This window comes from Butyrivibrio sp. NC2007, assembly GCF_000421405.1.
In the GTDB taxonomy this organism is placed as follows: Bacteria; Bacillota; Clostridia; order Lachnospirales; family Lachnospiraceae; genus Butyrivibrio.
The window spans coordinates 115,430-135,731 of record NZ_ATWY01000007.1 but is presented as its reverse complement, the minus strand read 5'-3'; the positions used below and the strand labels follow the sequence as shown (position 1 = coordinate 135,731).

At 43.6% G+C, this 20,302-nt stretch carries 14 protein-coding genes; all 14 read right to left on the bottom strand.

The genetic code is table 11. The annotated features are described in order from the left end of the window. Window positions 1–6: 6 nt before the first annotated feature. Window positions 7–1,053: an ABC transporter substrate-binding protein gene (locus G632_RS0107705; protein WP_022768442.1), complete on the bottom strand. Its 1,047-nt coding sequence runs from the start codon at window positions 1,051–1,053 to the stop codon at window positions 7–9. Window positions 1,054–2,275: 1,222 nt separating this feature from the next. After that, window positions 2,276–3,493, bottom strand: a complete 1,218-nt coding sequence (locus G632_RS0107700; RefSeq protein WP_022768441.1) for a response regulator transcription factor — start codon at window positions 3,491–3,493, stop codon at window positions 2,276–2,278. Window positions 3,494–3,756: 263 nt separating this feature from the next. Next, window positions 3,757–4,290, bottom strand: a complete 534-nt coding sequence (locus G632_RS0107695; RefSeq protein WP_022768440.1) for a DUF308 domain-containing protein — start codon at window positions 4,288–4,290, stop codon at window positions 3,757–3,759. Next, window positions 4,287–5,405: a DUF6765 family protein gene (locus G632_RS0107690; protein ID WP_022768439.1), complete on the bottom strand. Its 1,119-nt coding sequence runs from the start codon at window positions 5,403–5,405 to the stop codon at window positions 4,287–4,289. The genes G632_RS0107695 and G632_RS0107690 overlap by 4 nt, the downstream gene beginning before the upstream one ends. A gap of 17 nt (window positions 5,406–5,422) precedes the next feature. Beyond that, window positions 5,423–6,541, bottom strand: coding sequence for a GGDEF domain-containing protein (locus G632_RS0107685; protein ID WP_022768438.1), 1,119 nt, complete (start codon window positions 6,539–6,541; stop codon window positions 5,423–5,425). Window positions 6,542–6,577: 36 nt separating this feature from the next. Further along, window positions 6,578–7,276 (bottom strand): MgtC/SapB family protein, encoded by a 699-nt coding sequence (locus tag G632_RS19275; RefSeq protein ID WP_022768437.1) that lies wholly within the window; start codon window positions 7,274–7,276, stop codon window positions 6,578–6,580. 11 nt (window positions 7,277–7,287) lie between these two features. After that, the gene (locus G632_RS0107675) at window positions 7,288–8,349 is read right to left on the bottom strand and encodes an ABC transporter ATP-binding protein (RefSeq protein ID WP_022768436.1); all 1,062 of its coding nucleotides are present in this window, start codon (window positions 8,347–8,349) and stop codon (window positions 7,288–7,290) included. A 49-nt stretch (window positions 8,350–8,398) separates the two neighbouring features. Beyond that, window positions 8,399–10,111: an ABC transporter permease gene (locus G632_RS0107670; RefSeq protein WP_022768435.1), complete on the bottom strand. Its 1,713-nt coding sequence runs from the start codon at window positions 10,109–10,111 to the stop codon at window positions 8,399–8,401. An 82-nt stretch (window positions 10,112–10,193) separates the two neighbouring features. Then, window positions 10,194–11,354, bottom strand: a complete 1,161-nt coding sequence (locus G632_RS0107665) for an ABC transporter substrate-binding protein (protein WP_022768434.1) — start codon at window positions 11,352–11,354, stop codon at window positions 10,194–10,196. Between the two features lie 77 nt (window positions 11,355–11,431). Further along, window positions 11,432–13,384, bottom strand: a complete 1,953-nt coding sequence (locus G632_RS0107660; protein ID WP_022768433.1) for an EAL domain-containing protein — start codon at window positions 13,382–13,384, stop codon at window positions 11,432–11,434. A 3-nt stretch (window positions 13,385–13,387) separates the two neighbouring features. After that, window positions 13,388–14,146: a response regulator gene (locus tag G632_RS0107655; protein WP_022768432.1), complete on the bottom strand. Its 759-nt coding sequence runs from the start codon at window positions 14,144–14,146 to the stop codon at window positions 13,388–13,390. Window positions 14,147–14,149: 3 nt separating this feature from the next. Then, window positions 14,150–17,947, bottom strand: a complete 3,798-nt coding sequence (locus G632_RS21085; protein WP_022768431.1) for an EAL domain-containing protein — start codon at window positions 17,945–17,947, stop codon at window positions 14,150–14,152. A gap of 35 nt (window positions 17,948–17,982) precedes the next feature. Then, window positions 17,983–19,206: an EAL and HDOD domain-containing protein gene (locus tag G632_RS0107645; protein ID WP_022768430.1), complete on the bottom strand. Its 1,224-nt coding sequence runs from the start codon at window positions 19,204–19,206 to the stop codon at window positions 17,983–17,985. Window positions 19,207–19,307: 101 nt separating this feature from the next. Further along, the gene (locus G632_RS0107640; protein ID WP_022768429.1) at window positions 19,308–20,216 is read right to left on the bottom strand and encodes a glycosyltransferase family 2 protein; all 909 of its coding nucleotides are present in this window, start codon (window positions 20,214–20,216) and stop codon (window positions 19,308–19,310) included. Between the last annotated feature and the right edge of the window lie 86 nt (window positions 20,217–20,302).

Genomic DNA, 20,302 nt, shown 5'->3' with positions numbered 1-20,302 from the left:
TACTGATCAATAAGCTCTTGAATCGATAACGTCCGCAGCAATATCTGATGTGAATACGCCGTCAACTGACTTAACCCACTTCTCAACTGTTTCGCCGTTCTTAAGCTTAGCAGCTGTCTCAAAGAAGAGTGGTCCAAGGAGAGGATTGCACTCTACTGTGCAGTTAGCCTCGCCTGCTACCATAGCCTCGAAGATTCCCTTAACACCGTCAACAGATACTGTTACGATATCTTCGCCGGGCTTAAGGCCTGCTTCTTTGATAGCTTCGATTGCGCCAAGTGCCATGTCATCATTGTGTGCATATACGCCAACGATATCAGGATTTGACTTAAGGAATGACTCCATAACTTCCTTACCCTGTGCTCTTGTGAAGTCACCTGTCTGTGATGCTACGATCTCGATATCTGGATAGTTAGCAGCGATCTCCTCGTCGAAACCTGTCTTTCTGTCTGTTGCAGCAGAAGCACCAACTGTTCCCTCAAGCTCTACGATCTTACCCTTTCCACCGATGAGTTCAGCCATCTGCTTAGCAGCTTCCTTACCTTCTTCGATGAAGTCTGAACCGATGAATGTAGCATAAAGGCTCTCATCTACATCAGCTGTTCTGTCAAGAAGAATGATAGGGATTCCAGCATCCTGTGCCTCTGCAAATACCTGATCCCATCCTGTCTCAACTACAGGTGCAAGTCCAATAACATCAACATCCTGCTCGATGAAGCTCTTGATAGCCTTGATCTGGTTCTCCTGCTTCTGCTGAGCGTCAGCAAACTTGAGTTCAACTGTATCTGTATGCTCTGCAGCATATGTCTGAATTGACATTGTCTCAGCATCTCTCCAGCCTGACTCCTGTCCGATCTGTGCAAAGCCAACTACGAGCTTCTCGCTTCCTGCATCATCTGTAGCAGGAGCATCTGCCTTAGGTGTCTCAGCCTCTTCAACAGTTGTAGCAGGAGCAGTTGTAGCTGCAGTCTCAGGAGCAGCGCTTCCACAGCCTGCGATTGTTGCAGCAACCATAGCTGCACACAGAATCGAACTAACTAATCTTTTCTTCATATTATCCTCCTTATTTGGCCCTTTCCTTATGGGCCCTTTCGTTGTTTACAATACTGATTCTAGCTAAGGAGTAAGTAAAAGTATTTAGACTGATTTGTCCGAAGTTTATAGTTTTTTAACCTTATGTCAGCATTTGATATTTAGGCTTGCAAAGAAGAACAAAAAGCCCCGCAGCTTAGGGATTGTAGTCCAGATAAATACCGGAGCCAAGCGCTGCCCGGGCGCCAAAAAGCGGCGCCCAGCGTACTGTCACTTGACTCCGGTATCTATCTGTACATTATGGTCACTAAGCGGGGCTGACATGAACCTTGTGTATCCGGAAATCAGGTTGTATGCAAGTCTTTTACATGTCAAAAGGCTTCTAATACCCCTCCCTGCCATAAAAATCATCCAGAAATCAGCTTGTACACAAGCCTTTTACATGTCAAAAGGCTTCTAATACTCCTCCCTGCCATAAAAATCATCGAGAAATCAGGTTGTATGCAAGCCTTTTACATGTCATAAGGCTTCTAATACTCCTTCCTGCCATAAAAATCATTCAGAAATCAGGTTGTATGCAAGCCTTTTACATGTCACAAGGCCTCAAACTCCCCTTCCTGCCATAAAAATCATCCAGAAATCAGGTTGTATGCAAGCCTTTTACATGTCACAAGGCTTCTAACCCCCCTCCCTGCCATAAAAATCATCCAGAAATCAGGTTGTATGCAAGTCTTTTACATGTCACAAGGTCTCAAACTCCCCTTCCTGCCACAAACCCAGCTAGGACATGCCTGAAATCTGTGGCAAATCAGAAGATATCGGCTTCGGGACATGATAAAAGCTTGCATAAGGAGCTACTCCTATCCAAAATCTGTGGCAATATCAGAAGATATCGTCCCAGGGACATGATAAAAGCTTGCATAAGGAGCTACTCCTATCCGAAATCTGTGGCAATTTTAGAAGATTTCGTCCCCGGGACATGAAAAAAGCTTGCATAAGGGGCTACTCCTATCCGAAATCTGTGGCAATATCGTACTTCATCGTCCCTGGGACATGAGTTCTGCATGCTCAAGGCGCTATTCCAACATGCCTGCCCCGCTTAGTGACCTGTATGCACAAAAAAAGAAGGATGCAGCGGACAGTACGCTGAGCGCCGCTTTTTGGCGCTCGGGCAGCCGTTGCATCCTTATTTTTTGTGCTACAATACACGATCTGCGGGGCAGAAATGTTGTAGTCGCTTCGCTTACTTATTCTCTTTGATTGATTGCCTGTACTCTACAGGGCTGATTCCCAGTTTCTTCTTAAATACCAGGCTGAAGTACTGCTGTGATGTATAGCCTACGCTCTCAGCAACTTCATAGATCTTCATCTCCTCGTCATGCAGCAGAATGCTTGCCTTCCGCATTCTTAAGTTTGTGAGGTAATCAACGAAGGTACAGCCTGCTTCCTTCCTGAAGACGCGGCTGAGGTACGGAACCGAAAGTCCAACCTTATCTGCTGCCTCCTGAAGAGAGAACTCCTCTCTTGAATAGTTCTCCTGCATCAGTTCAAGAACTGATTCCATGATGGAGGAATATCCGGTGTTCTCTGAAGCTCTTGAAAGTGCTTCCTGATAGGTGCCGGCGATTGAGCCAAGGCCTGAGCCAAGTGCAGTCTCAATTACGCATTTTACAGGAAGTATTCCTGAGATATAGCTGATGTACTCATCAGCCTTCTCTGCCAAAAGACTCTCATCCATGCGAGAAGTTATGAGCACAAGATTTCCTGATTCGTCTCTGCATCTGCTCTCAAGGGCAAGAGATGCAAACATCTCAAGCGCAATGTTCTCCGATACAAAGTACAATAGATCGTCGTTCCAGTCTCCGTTTAGTTCCTCTGTAGGCCTTGTGTCCATCCTGACAAGGATCATTGAGTAGCTCTCAGGGATCCTGAGATTCAGATAATTGCACTCCTGGGTTATCTCATCTTCCGAGAGTCTTCCGTCAATTATCTTTTTGACAAGTTCGGCAACGAGCAGCTCTCTGCTCTCGTTCATCTTGTCCCTTGCCCACTCAAGGTATTTCTTTTCCATCTCTTCGCCGCTGCGCTTACTGAGAGCCTCACGGATCCTTCCGATAAGTTCATCGAAAGGATCCTCCATAAGAGGCTTAAGTACATAGTCAAATACTCCAAGGCCTACGGCCTTTCTTGCGTATTCAAAGAGATCGTACCCGGTTATTATTACAACAAGTGCCTGAGGATAGAGCTTTTTAAGCTCCTTAATGAAATCCAGTCCATTGAGGAAGGGCATGTTGATGTCCACAAAGAACACATCAATAACTGTCGATTTGGACTTCTCAAGAGCCATCTCACCGTCTTCCGCCTCGGCCACTACTTCAAAATCATCATAGGCCTTAAGGAAACTGATGATTCCTCTTCTAATCATAGGTTCATCATCTGCAACAAGAGTTCTGTATTTCATATAACACCCCCGGAAACGTTTTCATGCCCATATATCATAACTTTTTGCCACATGACAAACAAGTATCTTAAAACCATTTAAGTATCTTTTTTCTAGACAAAAGGCGCACTTTTTCCAAAAAGTTTCAACCGATTTGTATTCTATCAAAGCGCAAAAGGGGTGTATTTATAAAATCCAAGCCAAAGTTTATATATTTTTGCACTTTAAAAAAAGGCGCAAAAATACCGCTCTCCAAAGCCATGGAAAGCGGCATTAAATCCGGATCACCTGATATAAACAAAAGTTGTCTTTCTGAAAGACTGTATCACTCTTATAAGCCCCGAGTAGAATATACCAAAGCAGTACATATAGACTGCGGTATTTACTCTTCTGGCAAGGACAATACATCCGATTGCAATCGACATGTTAAAGATTCCATGGAAGAGCTTGAGTCTCCAGCCCCTTCCGCCGCTGGCTCTTGCCTCCCTTGACCTTAGTATCTCGACAAGTCCCGAGAAAAGATGGAGCACTGCAAGATAAATGATCACATAAAATCTGGGAACATCCGTGATCGAGCCTGTAAGAATCGCAAAGTCAAACAGCACGACACCTCTGTACAGTATCATTCTGCCTCCCACCATGTATTTGGCCATGGTGAAGTAGTACCCAAGTGTTGCGATGCTCGTAACAAAAAAGCCCAGTGCCATAAAGACAATCACGCTCTCGTATGCATCCTTTGGTTTATAAGCCATAACAACTGCTGCCACCATCATGGCTATCCCGAATAATGAATTTCTGATTTTCTGTAGTTTCGTCATCCCGATTTCCTCAGATTAAGTTCTTTTGGAAGTACAAATCCGGCGTGATTTATACCGGCCTTTGATATCTCATCCGTCACCATTCCCTTTTGCAAAAGAGCTCCCTCAATGAATTTGCCAATAAAGGACTTGTTCTTGGAATCGGCCGGAATCAGGTCGTATTCATCCTCATATTTCGTGATATCAAAATCCTCAATGCTCTCACCGGATAGCTCCTCGCCGAAGCTCTTCCAGTCAGCGCAGGCATTCAGCTGCCTCTTTCTGATTATGCTTCTGATTCTGTCGCCATACTTCTCCATCACGGAGGTGTCATAAGTATCTTTGTTAAAAGACTCCACTTCGCCCCTTAAGTACTTAAGAGCATATACCATCTGCGTAAAGGCCTTCTCGTAGTCAGACGGGTTGTCCTTCAAAACCTCCATGTAATCTCCCCAGGCAGGCATATATTTGTATTTGGCAAAAGAGTAATCAGGGAAATGCCCAGCTCTTCCGTGCCCTAAGTTCATGATGGAATTCTCGTTTGACTGATAAAGACTGTTTGTATATAGGCCCTTTTCAATGTCATCGGGAGCTGATGGATTATGCCTGAACCTGATAGGTCTTGCTATCTCCTCACCGTCTTTTTCTATGATCTCAAAAAACGAATTATCTACATTGTTGATGACAAGTGAAGGCGTCCCGGCAAAGTACATGTGTGCCCAGGTATCGGCGAGTACATGCATTGCAATACCTGCATGCTGAAGAGGCTTATCCTTCGCAATCCTTACGGTCTTTTCCAAAAGATCTCCGTTTGGTCCGCAGATAAGCCTGAATTTATTCAAGTATCTCTTTGTGCGCTTTGGTTTGTAAGCATACAGATCTCTTGGAAGAAAGTGGAAGGATGCCCAGATTCTGGTAATGTCCTGAAGGCCTATGATATCAGTCCTTGCATCCATCATCTCCAGCTGAAGCTGGGTTGTGGCTGCCTTGGTGGGCGCCTTTATTTTGGATAAAAATGTAGTTGAACAAAGATCAACAAATTGGGCGCAGTAACAGATGTCAAGGCTCTCCTCGTGGGAGTACCCTGCCAGATACGCCGCGCAATATGTTCCATAGTAATGAAAATCTTCCTGCATGGTGCTGATTCTCCCTGTTATACCCCCTGTTCATGCATAAGGCTATCAAGGTGTTTTCTATACTCCGAAGAATTCATGTTAATACCGGGATCATAGGTCTCATAGATACTTCTTACTCCAACGCTCTCATCCCAGTCGCATTTTTTTCTTACTCTTTCAAGACTGTTTCTTACTCTTCTGATTCCCTCTTTTATCTCCGGTTCTGATGCATTTTCCAAAAGCACACAGAAGGTCACTCCGTCAATCCTGCCAATCTTGCAGTTTTCTCCGAAAGCGTCCATGATCATATCGGCAAATACCATAATCGCACCGTCGCCTTCCTCATGGCCGCAGCTTTCGTTGATCTTTCTGAAGTTGTCGATATCCAGCAAAACAGCTGTAAAATCTCCGTCTCCTGATGCGCTGCTCTTCATCATCTGCTCAAGCCTGATATCAAATCCTCGTCTGTTTAAGACTCCGGTCAGGTTATCCATGTTGACATCATTACTCTGAAAACTGATAAACAGTATCAGACAAGCCAATGAACCTGCGGTGTATGTGGTATTTATTCCATTATACAGAATCTGAGCAATTGTACCGATCAGAGCAAATACCGGCAGAACATACAGCGTTCTTCTGTAATCATTAAGTACATTTTTCCTGAAGGCAACCAGATAAACCGTAACAAGAAGCATGAACAGAGCAAGCACAACAGCCCTTGCCATAAAGAGTTTCCCTCTGAAATAATTACTTCTTTCAAAATAGAAGAACCACTTAAGGCCAAAAACCTGATCTGCAAGAACAAATACTATGTTTAAAGTGGCAAATATATGAAAGACAATCTTGGAAATCTTTCGTGCTTTCTTATTCTTTTCATCCATCCAGCAGTCTATATAGATGACTGAAAACAGGATGATAAGAGGATCTACAAGGAACATTATCAGGTTGCCGAAAAAGGCCATGAGAATGTAGGAACCTCCTCTGTTCTCTCCTATCCTTGCAAACGTATCGGCAACGACAAGCACAATAGTGGTAATGATAATGTACGTAAACATTCTGCTTGTCTTAACTCTGCTGCCTCTTCTCTGGAATGCAAGAATCATTACCAGTATAAAGAGTGTTAGGAAATTATTGACCTGCCAACCTTCAATTATCATAGTATTTTGTCCCTCTAAAACAGATTTGCAAAACTATTAAACTTCTTCTACGTAATTGACATATTCCTCATCGCTGAGCATGTTTAGTATCTCATGGTGTGATCTCTTTTTATCCAGATCCAGATCAAGGATCAGGCCTGTATCGGAGGACTGAAGAGTCTTTTCCTTGCTCTTGGTCATGCTAAGAATTGTAAAGCCCTGATCCGAAAGCATCTTCATGAGCTTGTTTACACCGCGGCTTTTGTTGACCTCGATGTAGATGTTCATGTACTTGCTGTAACCTTCCACCTTGTTGGAGAGCTGCTTTAGAAGGATATTCGAAAAGGCAACCATCAAAAGACATACACAGCCAATCTCAAGATATCCTGCTCCTATAGCCATTCCCATACAGGAGGTAACCCAGAGTGTTGCAGCTGTAGATAATCCCTTTATCTGCTTTCTGCCGGTAACCAGTATTGTGCCGGCTCCCAAGAATCCGATTCCGCTTACAACACCGGCGGGAATCCTGCTGACGTCGGCATTTAGTCCGGGAAGCATGGCAAGGTAAATATTTAGTGCTGTAGCTGAGGCTGATCCAAGGCTTACCAGTGCGTGGGTCTTAATACCTGCACTGTGGTGCTTTATTATCCTCTCCCAGCCTACAAGGCCTCCGAATACAGTGGCTACCACCAGCCTTATGCCAACAGCTATACTGCTGCTTCCCTGCAAATAATCAATAATAGTAGCTAAAGACATATATTACCCCTTTATAGCGCATATAATGTATTATCCTCAAAGCCAAGACATACAGTATCACCGACATTGTATATCTTCTTGTTCTTGGGATTGTATTCCTGGATCTTAACAAAACTCTCGCCGACTTTGATGCGATAATCCTGATAAGCACCCATAAAGCATGAGTAATCAACAATGCCCTTAATGGCTCCTGTATCTGAAAGAACAGCTCCTTCAGGGCGAAGAACCACATCGCAGTCTGCGCCGGTCTGAAGGCTTCCTGTAGCACACTTTACGGCCGATCCATCGATCTCAACCATATCCTGACCTGTTACCTTGGCTTTAAGGAAGTTACATTCACCGATGAAGTCAGCAACGAATTTGCTGTTTGGATAGTAGTATGCTTCCTGTGGTGTTGCCACCTGCTCTACCACACCCTTGTTCATGATGATAACCTTATCTGAAATGGCCATAGCCTCTGACTGGTCATGAGTTACATAAACGGCTGTGATTCCGGCTTCCTGCTGGATACGTCTGATCTCAGTTCTCATGGATACCCTGAGCTTGGCATCAAGGTTTGACAATGGCTCATCGAACAAAAGAACTCCTGGCTCAATTACCAGTGCTCTTGCAAGAGCAACTCTCTGCTGCTGTCCACCTGAGAGCTGGTTTGTCATACGGTTCTCCATTCCCTCAAGTCCAACCAGTGAAAGGATATCAGTAACCTTTTTCTTGATGGTCTCGGAATCCATCTTGCGAAGCTTAAGTCCGTAAGCTACGTTGTCAAAAATGTTGTAGTGAGGAAGAAGCGCATAGCTCTGGAAAACCATGGCTGTATCACGCTTGTTGGGAGTAAGAGCATTGATAGGCTCTCCTCCAAGGTATATCTCGCCCTCATCCGGTGACTCAAAGCCCGCTATCATTCTAAGTGTGGTTGTCTTGCCACAGCCTGATGGTCCAAGCAGTGTAACAAAGCTGCCCGGCTCAATCTCAAGGTTCTGATCTTTTACTGCGTAGAAATCTTTTCCTGTCTTTGGATCTTTATATATCTTTGAAATATGTTCAAGGCGTACGCCCTTTTTCTCTTTTGCCATTTTATCCACCTATCTCGCATCTTCATGCGGCTTTAATCTATGTTAAGTGTCAGTCTTCTAAATTTACCTTACGGCTGGTTCCGAAGTACTTCATGAATATGTTCATGAGAAGAACCGCTGTGTAAGTAATAAGGATCAGGATAGTTGCAAACGCACAGGCTATTCCGTAAGCACCCTTCTCTGCAAACTCGTTGATCTGAACTGTGATGAGCAGATAAGAAGGTGTAACCAGAAGGATGATAGCACTGATGGCTGTAATGCTCCTTACGAAGGAGGTAACAAAGCCGCTAAGGAAACTGTCCTTAATGAGCGGAAGTGTTACCGTCATAAATACCTTGAAGCTGTCTGCACCCATGTCATAAGCTGATTCCTCAATGCTCTTATCAATCTGGCGAAGGGCTGAAATTCCGCTTCTGGTACCTGTAGGAAGGCTTCGTACTACGAATACGATAACCAGTATTGCTCCTGTTCCGTAGAGTCCCTGAAGAAATCCGCTGCCGAAGAGACCTCCGGAAAATCCTCTTATATATCCGATACCGAGAACCGTTCCGGGAACTGCCATAGCCAGCATAGATACCGCCTCAATAAAGCCCTTGGCCTTGAACTTTCTCTTTACCACAAGGTATGAGATTATCATAGACAAAAGAGCTGTTATAGGAGCTGAAATAAGTGACAGAATGAAGCTGTCCTTAAATGCCTTAAAGCCTTTGTACTTGCTAAATACCTGACCGAACCACTTAAAGGTCAGATGGAAATCATATCCCCAGGTCCTGAACATCGCACCGAAGGGAACACAGATGTACATGATGATTACGAATATCGCAAGAGCTGAGCACATGATGGTAAGAGGAACAGTAACACTCTTATCGGTGATCAGCATACGCTCTCTTGATGCCTTACCTGAAAGTGTTGCAGTACTCTTTGCCTCAAGGTAATACTTCTGAACCACGAACATCATGAGTGTTATAGCCAGAAGAACTACCGCCATGGCAGCTGCACCCTGTTTATCATAAGCACCTGTTATCTGCAGATAGATCGTTGTTGCCAGAGTATCGTATGAACCACCGATGATCATTGGGTTTGCGAAGTCTGCAATAGACTCGATGAAGGTTACAAGAAATGCATTTCCAAGTCCAGGAAGGATAAGGGGAAGTGTAACCGTCATAAATACCTTGAATCTGGAAGCGCCCATATCTCTTGCTGCTTCCTCAAGGGAAGGATCGATATTTTTCAAAAGCCCCTTGAGCATCATGTAGCATACAGGGAAAAATGTAAGGGTCTGGACTATTGCAATACCCCAGAATCCATACACACTGTTGTCATAGATATGTAAAAGAAATCTTGTAATGATACCTGCTTTTCCGAAAAGCATGATCATTGAAAGCGACAAAACAAAGGGAGGTGAAACAACAGGAAGCATTGATACTACCTTAAAAAGTCCCTCCATGAATTTTGTACGAAGCTTAACATAGACCTCCACATACGCAAACAAAAGGCCTATGAGAGCTGATGCAATTCCAACCAAAAAACCAACCTTAAGAGTATTGGTGATAGCGCGTCTGAAATTGGGAAGCGCCATTACTCTCTTAAATGTATCAAGCGTAAGTCCATTGTCCGAAACGAAACTGTCTACCAGAAGTATTGCCAGCGGATACAAGATGAATATTGTAAGAAATACCACCAAAAGCACAATGGTCGTCACCATGATCGGGTCGGCCAAAAGCTTTTTCCTGTCAAGGCTGGCACTCTGACTCTTTGCCATTCTGAAAATCCTCCTCACATCAACTTAAAAAGAGAAGGGCGGATGGATAAACATCCGCCCTGTAATATCCCCGATATAGAAATCACTCTGTCTGGAAACGATCGTCTGCTGCGCTTCCAAGTGCATTCATAACTTCTTCAATGTAAGTTGTTGTGTTCTGCTTAGCATCTTCGAAGTCATAATCCATAACGTTCTCGGGATCAAGGCCAAACTCTGTAGCGAGCTCAGGCTGCTTAGCATTGTCGATAACCAGGAACTGATATGAACCGTTCTGTGCTGCAAGCTCTACGCAATCAGGGCTGAGTGCATACTCAATCCAAAGCTTAGCTGCATTTGGATGCTGGCATCCCTTGAAGATAGCTGTTGCACCAACCTCGTAAGATGTTCCTGTTGAAGGAATGATGAGGCCGATGTTGCCATATCCGTTGTCAACGATCTGTGTGATACCGTCATGAAGGAATCCGATACCAACAACACACTCACCTGTACCAACGTTCTTAGAAGGGCCTGAACCTGACTTTGTGTAAACTTCGATGTTCTTATCAAGGTCTACAAGGTACTGGATACCTTCGTCATGACCATACTTCTGGATCATTGTGTTGATAACAAGCTTAGCTGTTCCTGCTGTGTTGTAGTTTGAAAGCCAAACGAGACCTTTGTACTTCTCATCAAGAAGGTCTTTCCAGTCAGCAGGCTCTTCGATACCCATTCTTGCAAGCTCGTCTTTATTTACCATAAATCCAAGGATTCCCTTGTAGATACCATACCAGTATCCATCAGCATCGCGATACTTATCTGAAAGAAGGTGGCTGGCATTCTGTGCATCATATGCTTCAAGGAGTCCTTCTGAAGCTGCTACGTTGTAAGGATCTGTTGTTCCGCCGAACCATACATCACCTGAAGGATTTCCGTTCTCTTCTTCGATCTTACTCTGAACCTCACCTGTTGAAAGGCGCTGATACTGAACCTTGATTCCATAGAGTTTCTCAAAGTTCTCACAAGCTGCTGCAAGATACTCTTCCTCGCAGGAACCGTAAACAATGAGTTCACCCTCTGCCTTAGCTGCCTCGATGAGTGCGTCCATTCCTGAACTTTCAGCCTCTGCTGCAGGTGCTTCAGCTGCAGGTGCCTCAGTTGCTGCGGGTGTTTCAGTAGCTGCAGGAGCCGAAGATTCAGCCTCTCCGCAGCCGATCAGGCCAAGAGTCATAAGCCCCGCCAATACCAATGCTAATCTTTTTTTCATAATTCTTCTCCTTTCCATTTCGGATTACTTGATATATTAATTATACACGCTATTTGTCAGATAACAAAACCAATTGATCATCTGTTGTCCGAAAATACCTCATTATTCCAGAATTTATTCTGAAGTTCATTCTTTGTTACCATAGGTGATAGATAATCTCCTATAAGGTAGTTTGCCTTTACGTCTTTTATCCTGTTGTACAGTTCCTTACTGTCTATGCCGCTAAGGATAACGCGCTTACCGAGCTGGCTTACCATAGCTGCCCTGTTGCGTAGTATTGCATCCGCCTGATTCTCATCCGCGGTTTCGAAATGTCTTTTGACATCGATATTGATACCGTCAAACTTATCAATAGTTGCTACATCAAGACCAAGAAATACCGATTCATGGTTAAGGAGGATAAACTCTACTCCGATCTTGTTAAACTCATCCATTATGAATCCAAGTACATCCTGTGCCTGTGTTGCGATCGTGTCATTTACACTGAATCTGAGCATGGCAGGATCTACTTCATATTTTTTTATAAGAAAGCTTACCTTTTCCACCAGCTCCTGAGTTAGAACATGAACAGACATTATGTGTATGCAGAATATCTTTATATTCATCTCCGACTTTATTACTCCGGTATTGATAAACTGACAAACGGCTTCAATCATTCTGAATTCAAGTTCATCAATAACTCCGGCATTCTCAGCAACAGCCATGTACTCAGAGAATCTGATCCTGCCAAGGTCCGGGTCATTAAGTGTCAAAAGAGCTTCTGCAGAGAATACTCCCATTGTCTCTTTTTTATATACCGGATGATACATAACTCTGAAGGCATTACCTGCCATTCCCTTTATGATTGCCTTCTCGACATCTATACTTCTATGAATGAAATCAAGGTCCTTTCCCCGAAATACCATTCTTTCGTCGTCATCAATCTTAGTCTCGGAGAGCCTTAAAATATCGTCGGCATCGTTAAACTCATCGGGAGACTTTACACAGATGATTTTGGCTTTAACATTGGTTGCTCCGCCGCTTACTTCAAAGCTCTGTCCAAATCTCTCCACTATGCGGTCAATGATTATATCTACCGTATCTTCATCTGCATCTGTACAGATCAGATAGAAATTGCCGCCGGTAGTCCTGTAAACATCGTATTCATAGTTAATTCCCTTAAGGAAATCCGCAACTTTTGTGAGGATGATATCATATCCTTCATAGCCCATAACTCGCCTGTAAATGTCAGCATTAACAATGCGAACATAGATGGCCACAAACTCTTTTCCCACATTTATGCTGCCCTTTAAATCCTGAAGGAGTGAAGCTCTGCTCAGGGCCCCTGTCTTATAGTCAAGCCTGTAGTCGTCCTTCTCAATCATGATCATAATGCCCATCAGTCCCAGGGATTCAGCCAGCATCTCACAGATTATCTCAGGGAATATCATCTGTATGAAGACGCCCAGCACAGCAAGTCCCAGGAAATAGAACATGGCGATCTTCTGAAGGTGATTCATGGTATTCCAGTACTTGCCAAGAAGATAGAAGCAAAATCCCAGATAAAACGCACTGATAATGTAAGCCAGATAAACGCCACCGCCTCTGGCAAAATTCTTTTCAAGATTATTGCTGATGATAAAGCCTGTGAATGGGTTGGTCAGAACCGCAATCTCGAGAATAAGACACGGCGCAAGGAATATTGCCAGTTTGAGTTTACTTTTGTATCTGTGAAAGACATCGCAGACCATCATTATGTACAACGCAAATATCGGAACAAAAGCAAAATGTGTTCCGTAATAGCTTAGCTTATTAAAATAAATAACTACATTCTTAATACTTTGAGAGAGATTGCTGCCTAGAACAACGGTATTGATGATACCGGTGATACAGTCATAGAGAGTGATCACAAGGGCAGCAAGAAATAAACGGCTGCGGAGCCTTCTTGTGGTCTCTCTTTTCATCACAGCCGTGTAGAATATACAGGTTATGCAGATTATAGCCGCAGCAGTCCTAAAGGATAGCGCTCCAATAGGATTTAAATCACCCATGTATTACTTCCTCGCCTTAAAGAATGCGTCCAGAGTTGAAAGAAGTTTATCCTTAGATATAGTCTTAAGCAGATAATCGGCCGGCTTTAGTGCGATAACGTTTGTAACGCTCTCCTTGTCGTTCTTGCCGGTAAGGAACATTACCGGTGTCGAGCTGGAAAATGATTCGCTCTTTAGCATCTCGAGAACCTTTGGACCGTCAAGAACAGGCATATCATAGTCAAGAAGCACAAGATCGGCCTTGTTGGTTGCAAGCCATGCAACAGCCTGTGTTCCTGAGTTTGCCATGCCGACTCTGTAGGTATCTTTTAGCCACTCCCTTATCATCTGAAGGAAGGTAAGATCATCATCAACTATGAGAATACTCTTTCTTCTCTGGAACTCGTACTCATCATCTGTGACAATCTGCGCCTTTTGAACCAGGTCTGCCATATCAAGAGGTCTTTCTATCTCGTATGCCACATCCTCTTTGGGAATATACTGATGAACAAAGTCAAAGGCATCCTTGTTTCCTATGACCATCATGACTATGTTGTCTTCCATGCTCAGATCCTTAAGGTAGACCATGGCATCGCGATGTTCCTCAAGCTCATTGTCCGTATAAAGAAGGATCAGATTGGCATCCTTGGCCTTTGCACTTAGATCCGCAATGGAATAAGCCGCTTCATCCACTATGAATTTGGCAGCATCCAATGCGTTCTTTATGGCGTTTACCAGGAATGTCTGTTCATTTCTTACGAGTAATATTTTTTTATTAAACATAGCTTACTCCTCCAATCCGGCAAGTCCTTCCGATGCCAGCTTCACTATCTCATCCCACTGAAGTTTGTAGGCCATTTCTCCGATACTTCTTGTTATCTTACGGTCTGCATCGGAGAGTCTGTAGCTTCTTAATGAATCGAGAATAAAGGTAAGTGTGTCATAATCAAGGCTCTTGCTGACTTCTATGATGCTCTGATATGCGTCTTTTAACTGTGCTGTGCTTATGTCAACTTTATCCTCTGTATCATCACTCTCATCTTCCTTATCAATTCCCGGAACCTCTGAGAGGGTATGAATAACTATCGCATACAGATTCATCAGTTCATCCTGATGATCTCTAATGGTTTCTATATCACCTGCATTACCTGCATCTTCCAGCTTTTTGGCCAGTTCGCTGAGCTGCTTTGCACCAATGGTTCTGCTGGTGCTCTTTAAGGAATGAACATAGCTCGTATAATCCTTCCAGTTCTCATCCTCATAGGCACTTACAAGGTTTGATTCTGTCATTTGCGCTGATTCGTAATATACCTTGATAATGCTGAAGTAGCTGTCTACTCCGCCACAGTTTCTAAGGCCTTCGCCCACATCTATCTCTTCAAGCTCTTTAAGCCACTGCGGATATTCTTCCGTATCCTTGCTGCTATCAGGAATCTCTTTAAATGCATTCTCCTCAGAGGAAATCAAAACCTTATCCTTTGGCAGATATCTGATAAGTGTATCTTCCAGCCTGTCACTCTCTATCGGCTTACTTAAATAATCATCAAAGCCTTCCCTGAGGAAGTTCTCTCTGGCGCCTGAAATAGCATTTGCTGTAAGGACGATGATCGGAGTGTCCTTGTTGGGACTTGCCGTATCCTTCTTGATCTCATCCAGAGTCTCAATGCCATCCATTCCGGGCATTCTGTAATCCAGGAAGATGATGTCATATTTCTTTTCGTGCTGCTTCTTTAAGCACTCATCTCCGCTTCTTGCAGACTCTACTTTTGCCTTGGTATTCTTCAAAAGCTCCCTTATCACCACGTGATTCATCGGTGTATCATCAACTACAAGGATCTCTGCTTCAGGTGCAGTGAGCTTAGCTTTATACTTCTTTCTCTCCTTGACGGATTCCTGAAGTTTGGTCTTAAAGTCTCCTATAGGCGTATCATCCACAACCCTCTGCGGTAGGGACATTGTGAAGGTTGAGCCCTTTCCGTATTCACTCTCAACGGAGATATTTCCGCCCATTAGATCAAGAAGAGAGCTGGTGATTGCAAGTCCAAGTCCGCTTCCTTCCACCGTCTTGTTCTTGTCTATATCAAGTCTCTTAAACTTCTCAAAGAGTCTTTCTTTGTCCTCTTCCTTGATACCTACGCCGGTATCTGTGACATCTATCTTAAGGGTTATCAGATCCTCATATTCCCTGTAGCCTGTGATTCTTAAGGTCACTTTACCCTCTGAGGTATATTTGACTGCGTTGTTAAGGATGTTGACCATTATCTGTCTAAGGCGCATTTCATCGCCATGCATCCTCTCAGGCAGCTGGTCATCAATATCAAACTCGAGCTTCAGCGCCTTTTGGGATGCCTTGATATGAACCATGTTGTAAACGTCGTTGAGTACTGATGAGAAGTCGTAATCCGACTCGTTGATCTCCATGCTTCCCGCCTCGATCTTGGAGAAGTCAAGGATATCATTTATCAGTGACAAAAGAGTTCTTCCCGCGCCTTCAATGTTCTGGGCATACTCAAGGATCTTTTCGTCCTTGCACTCACGAAGAATGACCTCATTCATGCCGAGCACGGCATTGATGGGGGTTCTGATCTCATGTGACATATTTGCAAGGAAATTACTCTTGGCTTCGTTGGCAGCTCTTGCCCTTCTCTCCTCCATCCTTGCAAGCTCAGTGGCACGAAGGATTGCGATAAACTCGTTCTTACTTACCGCCTCGGAGAAATATGCTCCCTTCAGATAGTCAGCCTTTATGTGTGCAATGGTATCTAGGAGCTCCTGACTGTCAACATTATCGATAACAACGCGCTTTAGCATCTGATTCATCATCTTGAGTCTGTTCTCAAGAATGATCTTGTTCTGCATCTGCTTACCTGCCACATGCAAAAGAGCTGCATCCATCTTTACACCTTCAAACATCAGAGATGATGCCGACTGCATGTTAAAGAAGCCGGTTCCGTACTCATCCATAAAGAATCGGATTCCGTCTTTCGCAAGATCAGACATAACAACGCCAAGCACATCCTGATCCGTTGCAGCTGCTGATTCCGTGATGTCAAAGACAATCTGCGACGGTCTGACTCCAAACTTTGAGAGAGCTTCTCTGACTCTTTTACTGAAGTCTGATTTGATGAGCTGAATAGATGAAAGGCCGATTTCAATAAACAAAAGTCCCATCTCTTCTGCAATACCACCGCCCAGGAAATAGAAAGCTTCATCGATGGTGAACCATCCGAGCTTTTCTATAAGTCCTGTCTGCTCCGCTATCGGGATGAACTCTTCGGGCTCTATCTTTCCAAGCTCGGGATCTTCAAAAACAACAACTGCCTGAGCAGCACAGATAGCCAGATCTTCCTTGGTGTATATAGGTTCAAAGTAAACCTTGAAGGCATCTGTTCCAATACCTCTTTTTACAGCCTTCTCAACTTCTGCTCTTCTTAAGATGAAGTCCAGGTCATGCTCGCTTAAAACTCTGTCGTTGTCCGCATCAATTGAGGTATCGCTGAGGAAATAGAGATTATCCAAAGACGCAAACTGATCAGGTGATGAGGCCATGAGGATATAAGCCTTTAAGAATAAGGTGTTATCTCCCAAAGACCAGCCCATGCTAAATCTCGTATAAATCTTTTCCGCAGCCTCTTTTGCGTCGCTTCCGTCAATATCCGGACACACAACCATAAAGCAGTCCGAAGCTGCCCTGTAAACATCAAAACCGTTGTTTATACTGCGGATAAAATTGACAATCTCCCTAAGTATCTTCTCAAACTCTTCGTAGCCTGTTATCTTGCGATACGAATCGGCGTTGACCATTCTAATACAGATGCTGTAGAAGCTTCGTCCGTATTTAAAATAGCTCGCCACATCCCTGGTCATTGCATTTCTGTTGAAGGCACCTGTGGACATATCCATTCTGTCATCGTCGTTTTCCAGAACTATCATAATACCCATAAGTCCTATAGCTTCGCACATAAGCTCACACTGGATATTGCTGTGTATCATCTGTATCAGGGTTCCGACTATGACTATGGCAAAGAAATACAAAAGGGCTATCTTCTTCATACCGTTTAGGATATTCCAGTACAGGAAGAGTGCCACTATCGCAAAGAGAACATAGAAACCGGCCTGAATGTATGCAACATACACTCCGGCATGTCTGTGGAATGTCAGGTTATCGTCAAAGATATAGACAAAACGTGTAAGAGGATTGGTCAGAACAAGAATTTCAAGAATATAAAAAGGCAGCGCAAGGCAGAACTGTGCGCTTCTTGAAAACCTATACGAAACATTGCATACCAAAATGATGTACAGGGCAAATATCGGGGCTATTGCAAAATGGGTAAAGAAATAGAGGAATTGGAGCACATTAAGAAACAGGAGCTTCCCGGCATGGGAAATACCTCCGGCAACAACCAGGTCAGCTCCGATAACTGTTATTGAATCAACGATAACAATTACTATTAACGTAATAAACAGTTTATTCTTAAACCTGCGGTTTCTGCCCATCAAAAGAGTATAGAAAAGACAGGTCAGTGAAATGACAATAGCCGCAAGGTTAAAGGTAAAACTGCCGATACCTCTAACATCTACCATACAAAACCCTCAAGGCATCCAAAAGATCTTTTTCCTTATGCGGGAATCAGGTCGCGATACCATCTAAGTGCCCCGAGATATGCAGTATAAACATCGTTCATATCAATGTCTTCAAGAACCAGAATCCTGGATATTTCTGTCCAGTCCGCATCCTCATAGCATTTAATAAAATCCAGTACCTTGGCAAAATCTCCCTTATCTTCAAGGAGTGCTTCTCTTACATTCTTAGAAACCTGAACCATATCAAGGGCTTCAGGCATAGTCTTCTCGAGCATGATATCAAGTGCTGAGAACAGTCCCATGATGAACAGCTCAGGAGCATGCATCGCCATCTCAAATTCGCTTGCAAGGTTCTCTGCAAACTTAGCTCTTATCATTACAAGTCTTATGATCTCTGTAGGCTTATCTGCACACAGCTCCTTGGTAACGGCTGTGTTTATCCATCTCTTTAATTCCTTCTGTCCAAGCATTGCTGCTGCATGGCGAATGGAAGTAATCTCTGAATTAAAGGCCATTCTGTTGACCATTTCCAAAAGAGAAATTACAAGAGCAGGGTCTTTTCCAATGACATCTGCAGCATCGGTAAGATCATAGTCAGGGGCGTTGACCACGTTTAGCAGCTCAATGTAGTTGACCTTCAGAGGGTTAACTTCCGTCTCTGACTTTGTTACCGGCATTCTAAAGAAACCTCCCTCGTAGAGGTCGTAGCCGCCGTCTTCTACCAGCTTGTCATACTGCTCTTTTGTATCTACGTTGACAGCACAGAGTTTGATGTTTGGATACTGTCTGCCAAAGTATATCTTAGCTTTTGAAATATCTATCTTGGCATGATCAAGGAGGATATAATTGCACTGGCTGATTATCTCCTTGTAATCTTCAAAACTGCTGATGGGAATCTTTCGGATGGCGAGCTTGTAGCCCTGTTCCTTAAGCTCTTTTACCCTCTTGATGTACTCTGCCTCAGGCGGAATAGAGTTGTCCATAAGAAGAACAACCTTCTCGGGTGGAACTGTACACTGAAGGGAAATTTCCGCGAATACGGAGAACTGATTTATGGGAACAAAGACTTCCTTTCCGCCGGAAAGAGTTGCAACACCCATGTTGCTTACAACTTCAAGTTCGGGAACCGTTCCGGCTCCGTCAAATCTTGCACCGGCCATGAAAGAGGGGTTCAAAAAGAGATTAGTCTTTCGAGCAAAGACAGAATATGCACTCACAGACATCTGGTTATCAAAAAGAGGTATCAACGTAGCAAGCATAAAGTTCTCCTTTCAGCCATTTAAAGACAAACTCCCACTTACTTATATTGTACCTCTAAAAAATGTTTAAACCAATAATAATTTTATAAAATTCCGTAGATTTATACCGTCTTATCGATAATATACTTCGGTCTTCCCTTGACCTCATCATAGATCTTGGAAATGTAGTATCCTATGATTCCCAGTGCCATCATAATAAATGATCCCGTAAAGCACTGAAGTATGATTACCGTTGTAAAACCATCCTGTGCCTTTCCTTCAAAGAAAGTGATAATTGCTTCAAGGCTGGCGCCAAGGCCAACTACAAAAACTATAATTCCAAGGAATGTTACGATCTGCATCGGAGCAGATGTAAAGGAAGTGATATTGGTAAGAGCGTATTTGAAAAGAGCCTTGGTGCTCCACTTGGATGTTCCGACTTCCCTCTCTCTTACCTCATACTCAACCTCGGTGGATTTGAATCCGATCCAGGATGAAAGCGCTCTGAAGAACGCATTCTTTTCACGCATGTTAAGAAGGACGTTCATGGCCTTTCTGTCAAGGAGCTTAAAGTCTGATGCCCTCGACATGTCAAAGCCAACTGAGTTTGACATGATTTCATAAAAGCTCTTGGCCGCAAACCTGTGCAAGCCACTCTCTTTTCCTCTGTTGCTCTTAACTCCTTCAACTATTTCATAGCCCTGTTCCCAGAGTCTGTACATTTCAACAATCTTCTCCGGTGGGTGCTGCAGGTCGCAGTCGATCACTACGCAGCAATCTCCCTTTGCTTCAGCAATCCCCGCAAATATTGCTGACTCTTTTCCAAAGTTTCTTGAGAAGCAAACGCCTCTTACACTGGAAAACGTCTTTGCCTGCTCCTCTATCTTTTCCCAGGTCTTGTCCTTGGAGCCGTCATTCACAAAAAGCAATTCATGTTCTATATTCTCACCGCTCAAAATGCCATCGATCACAGATGCAGTTTGCGGTATTATTTCTTCTTCATTGTATGCAGGTATTATTACTGAAAGCACCCTAAAATACCCCTTTCGTGCTTGATTAAAGTCCTCATGCATTATATCATAGTTTATAGGGTATTTCTACAAACACAATGATAGGG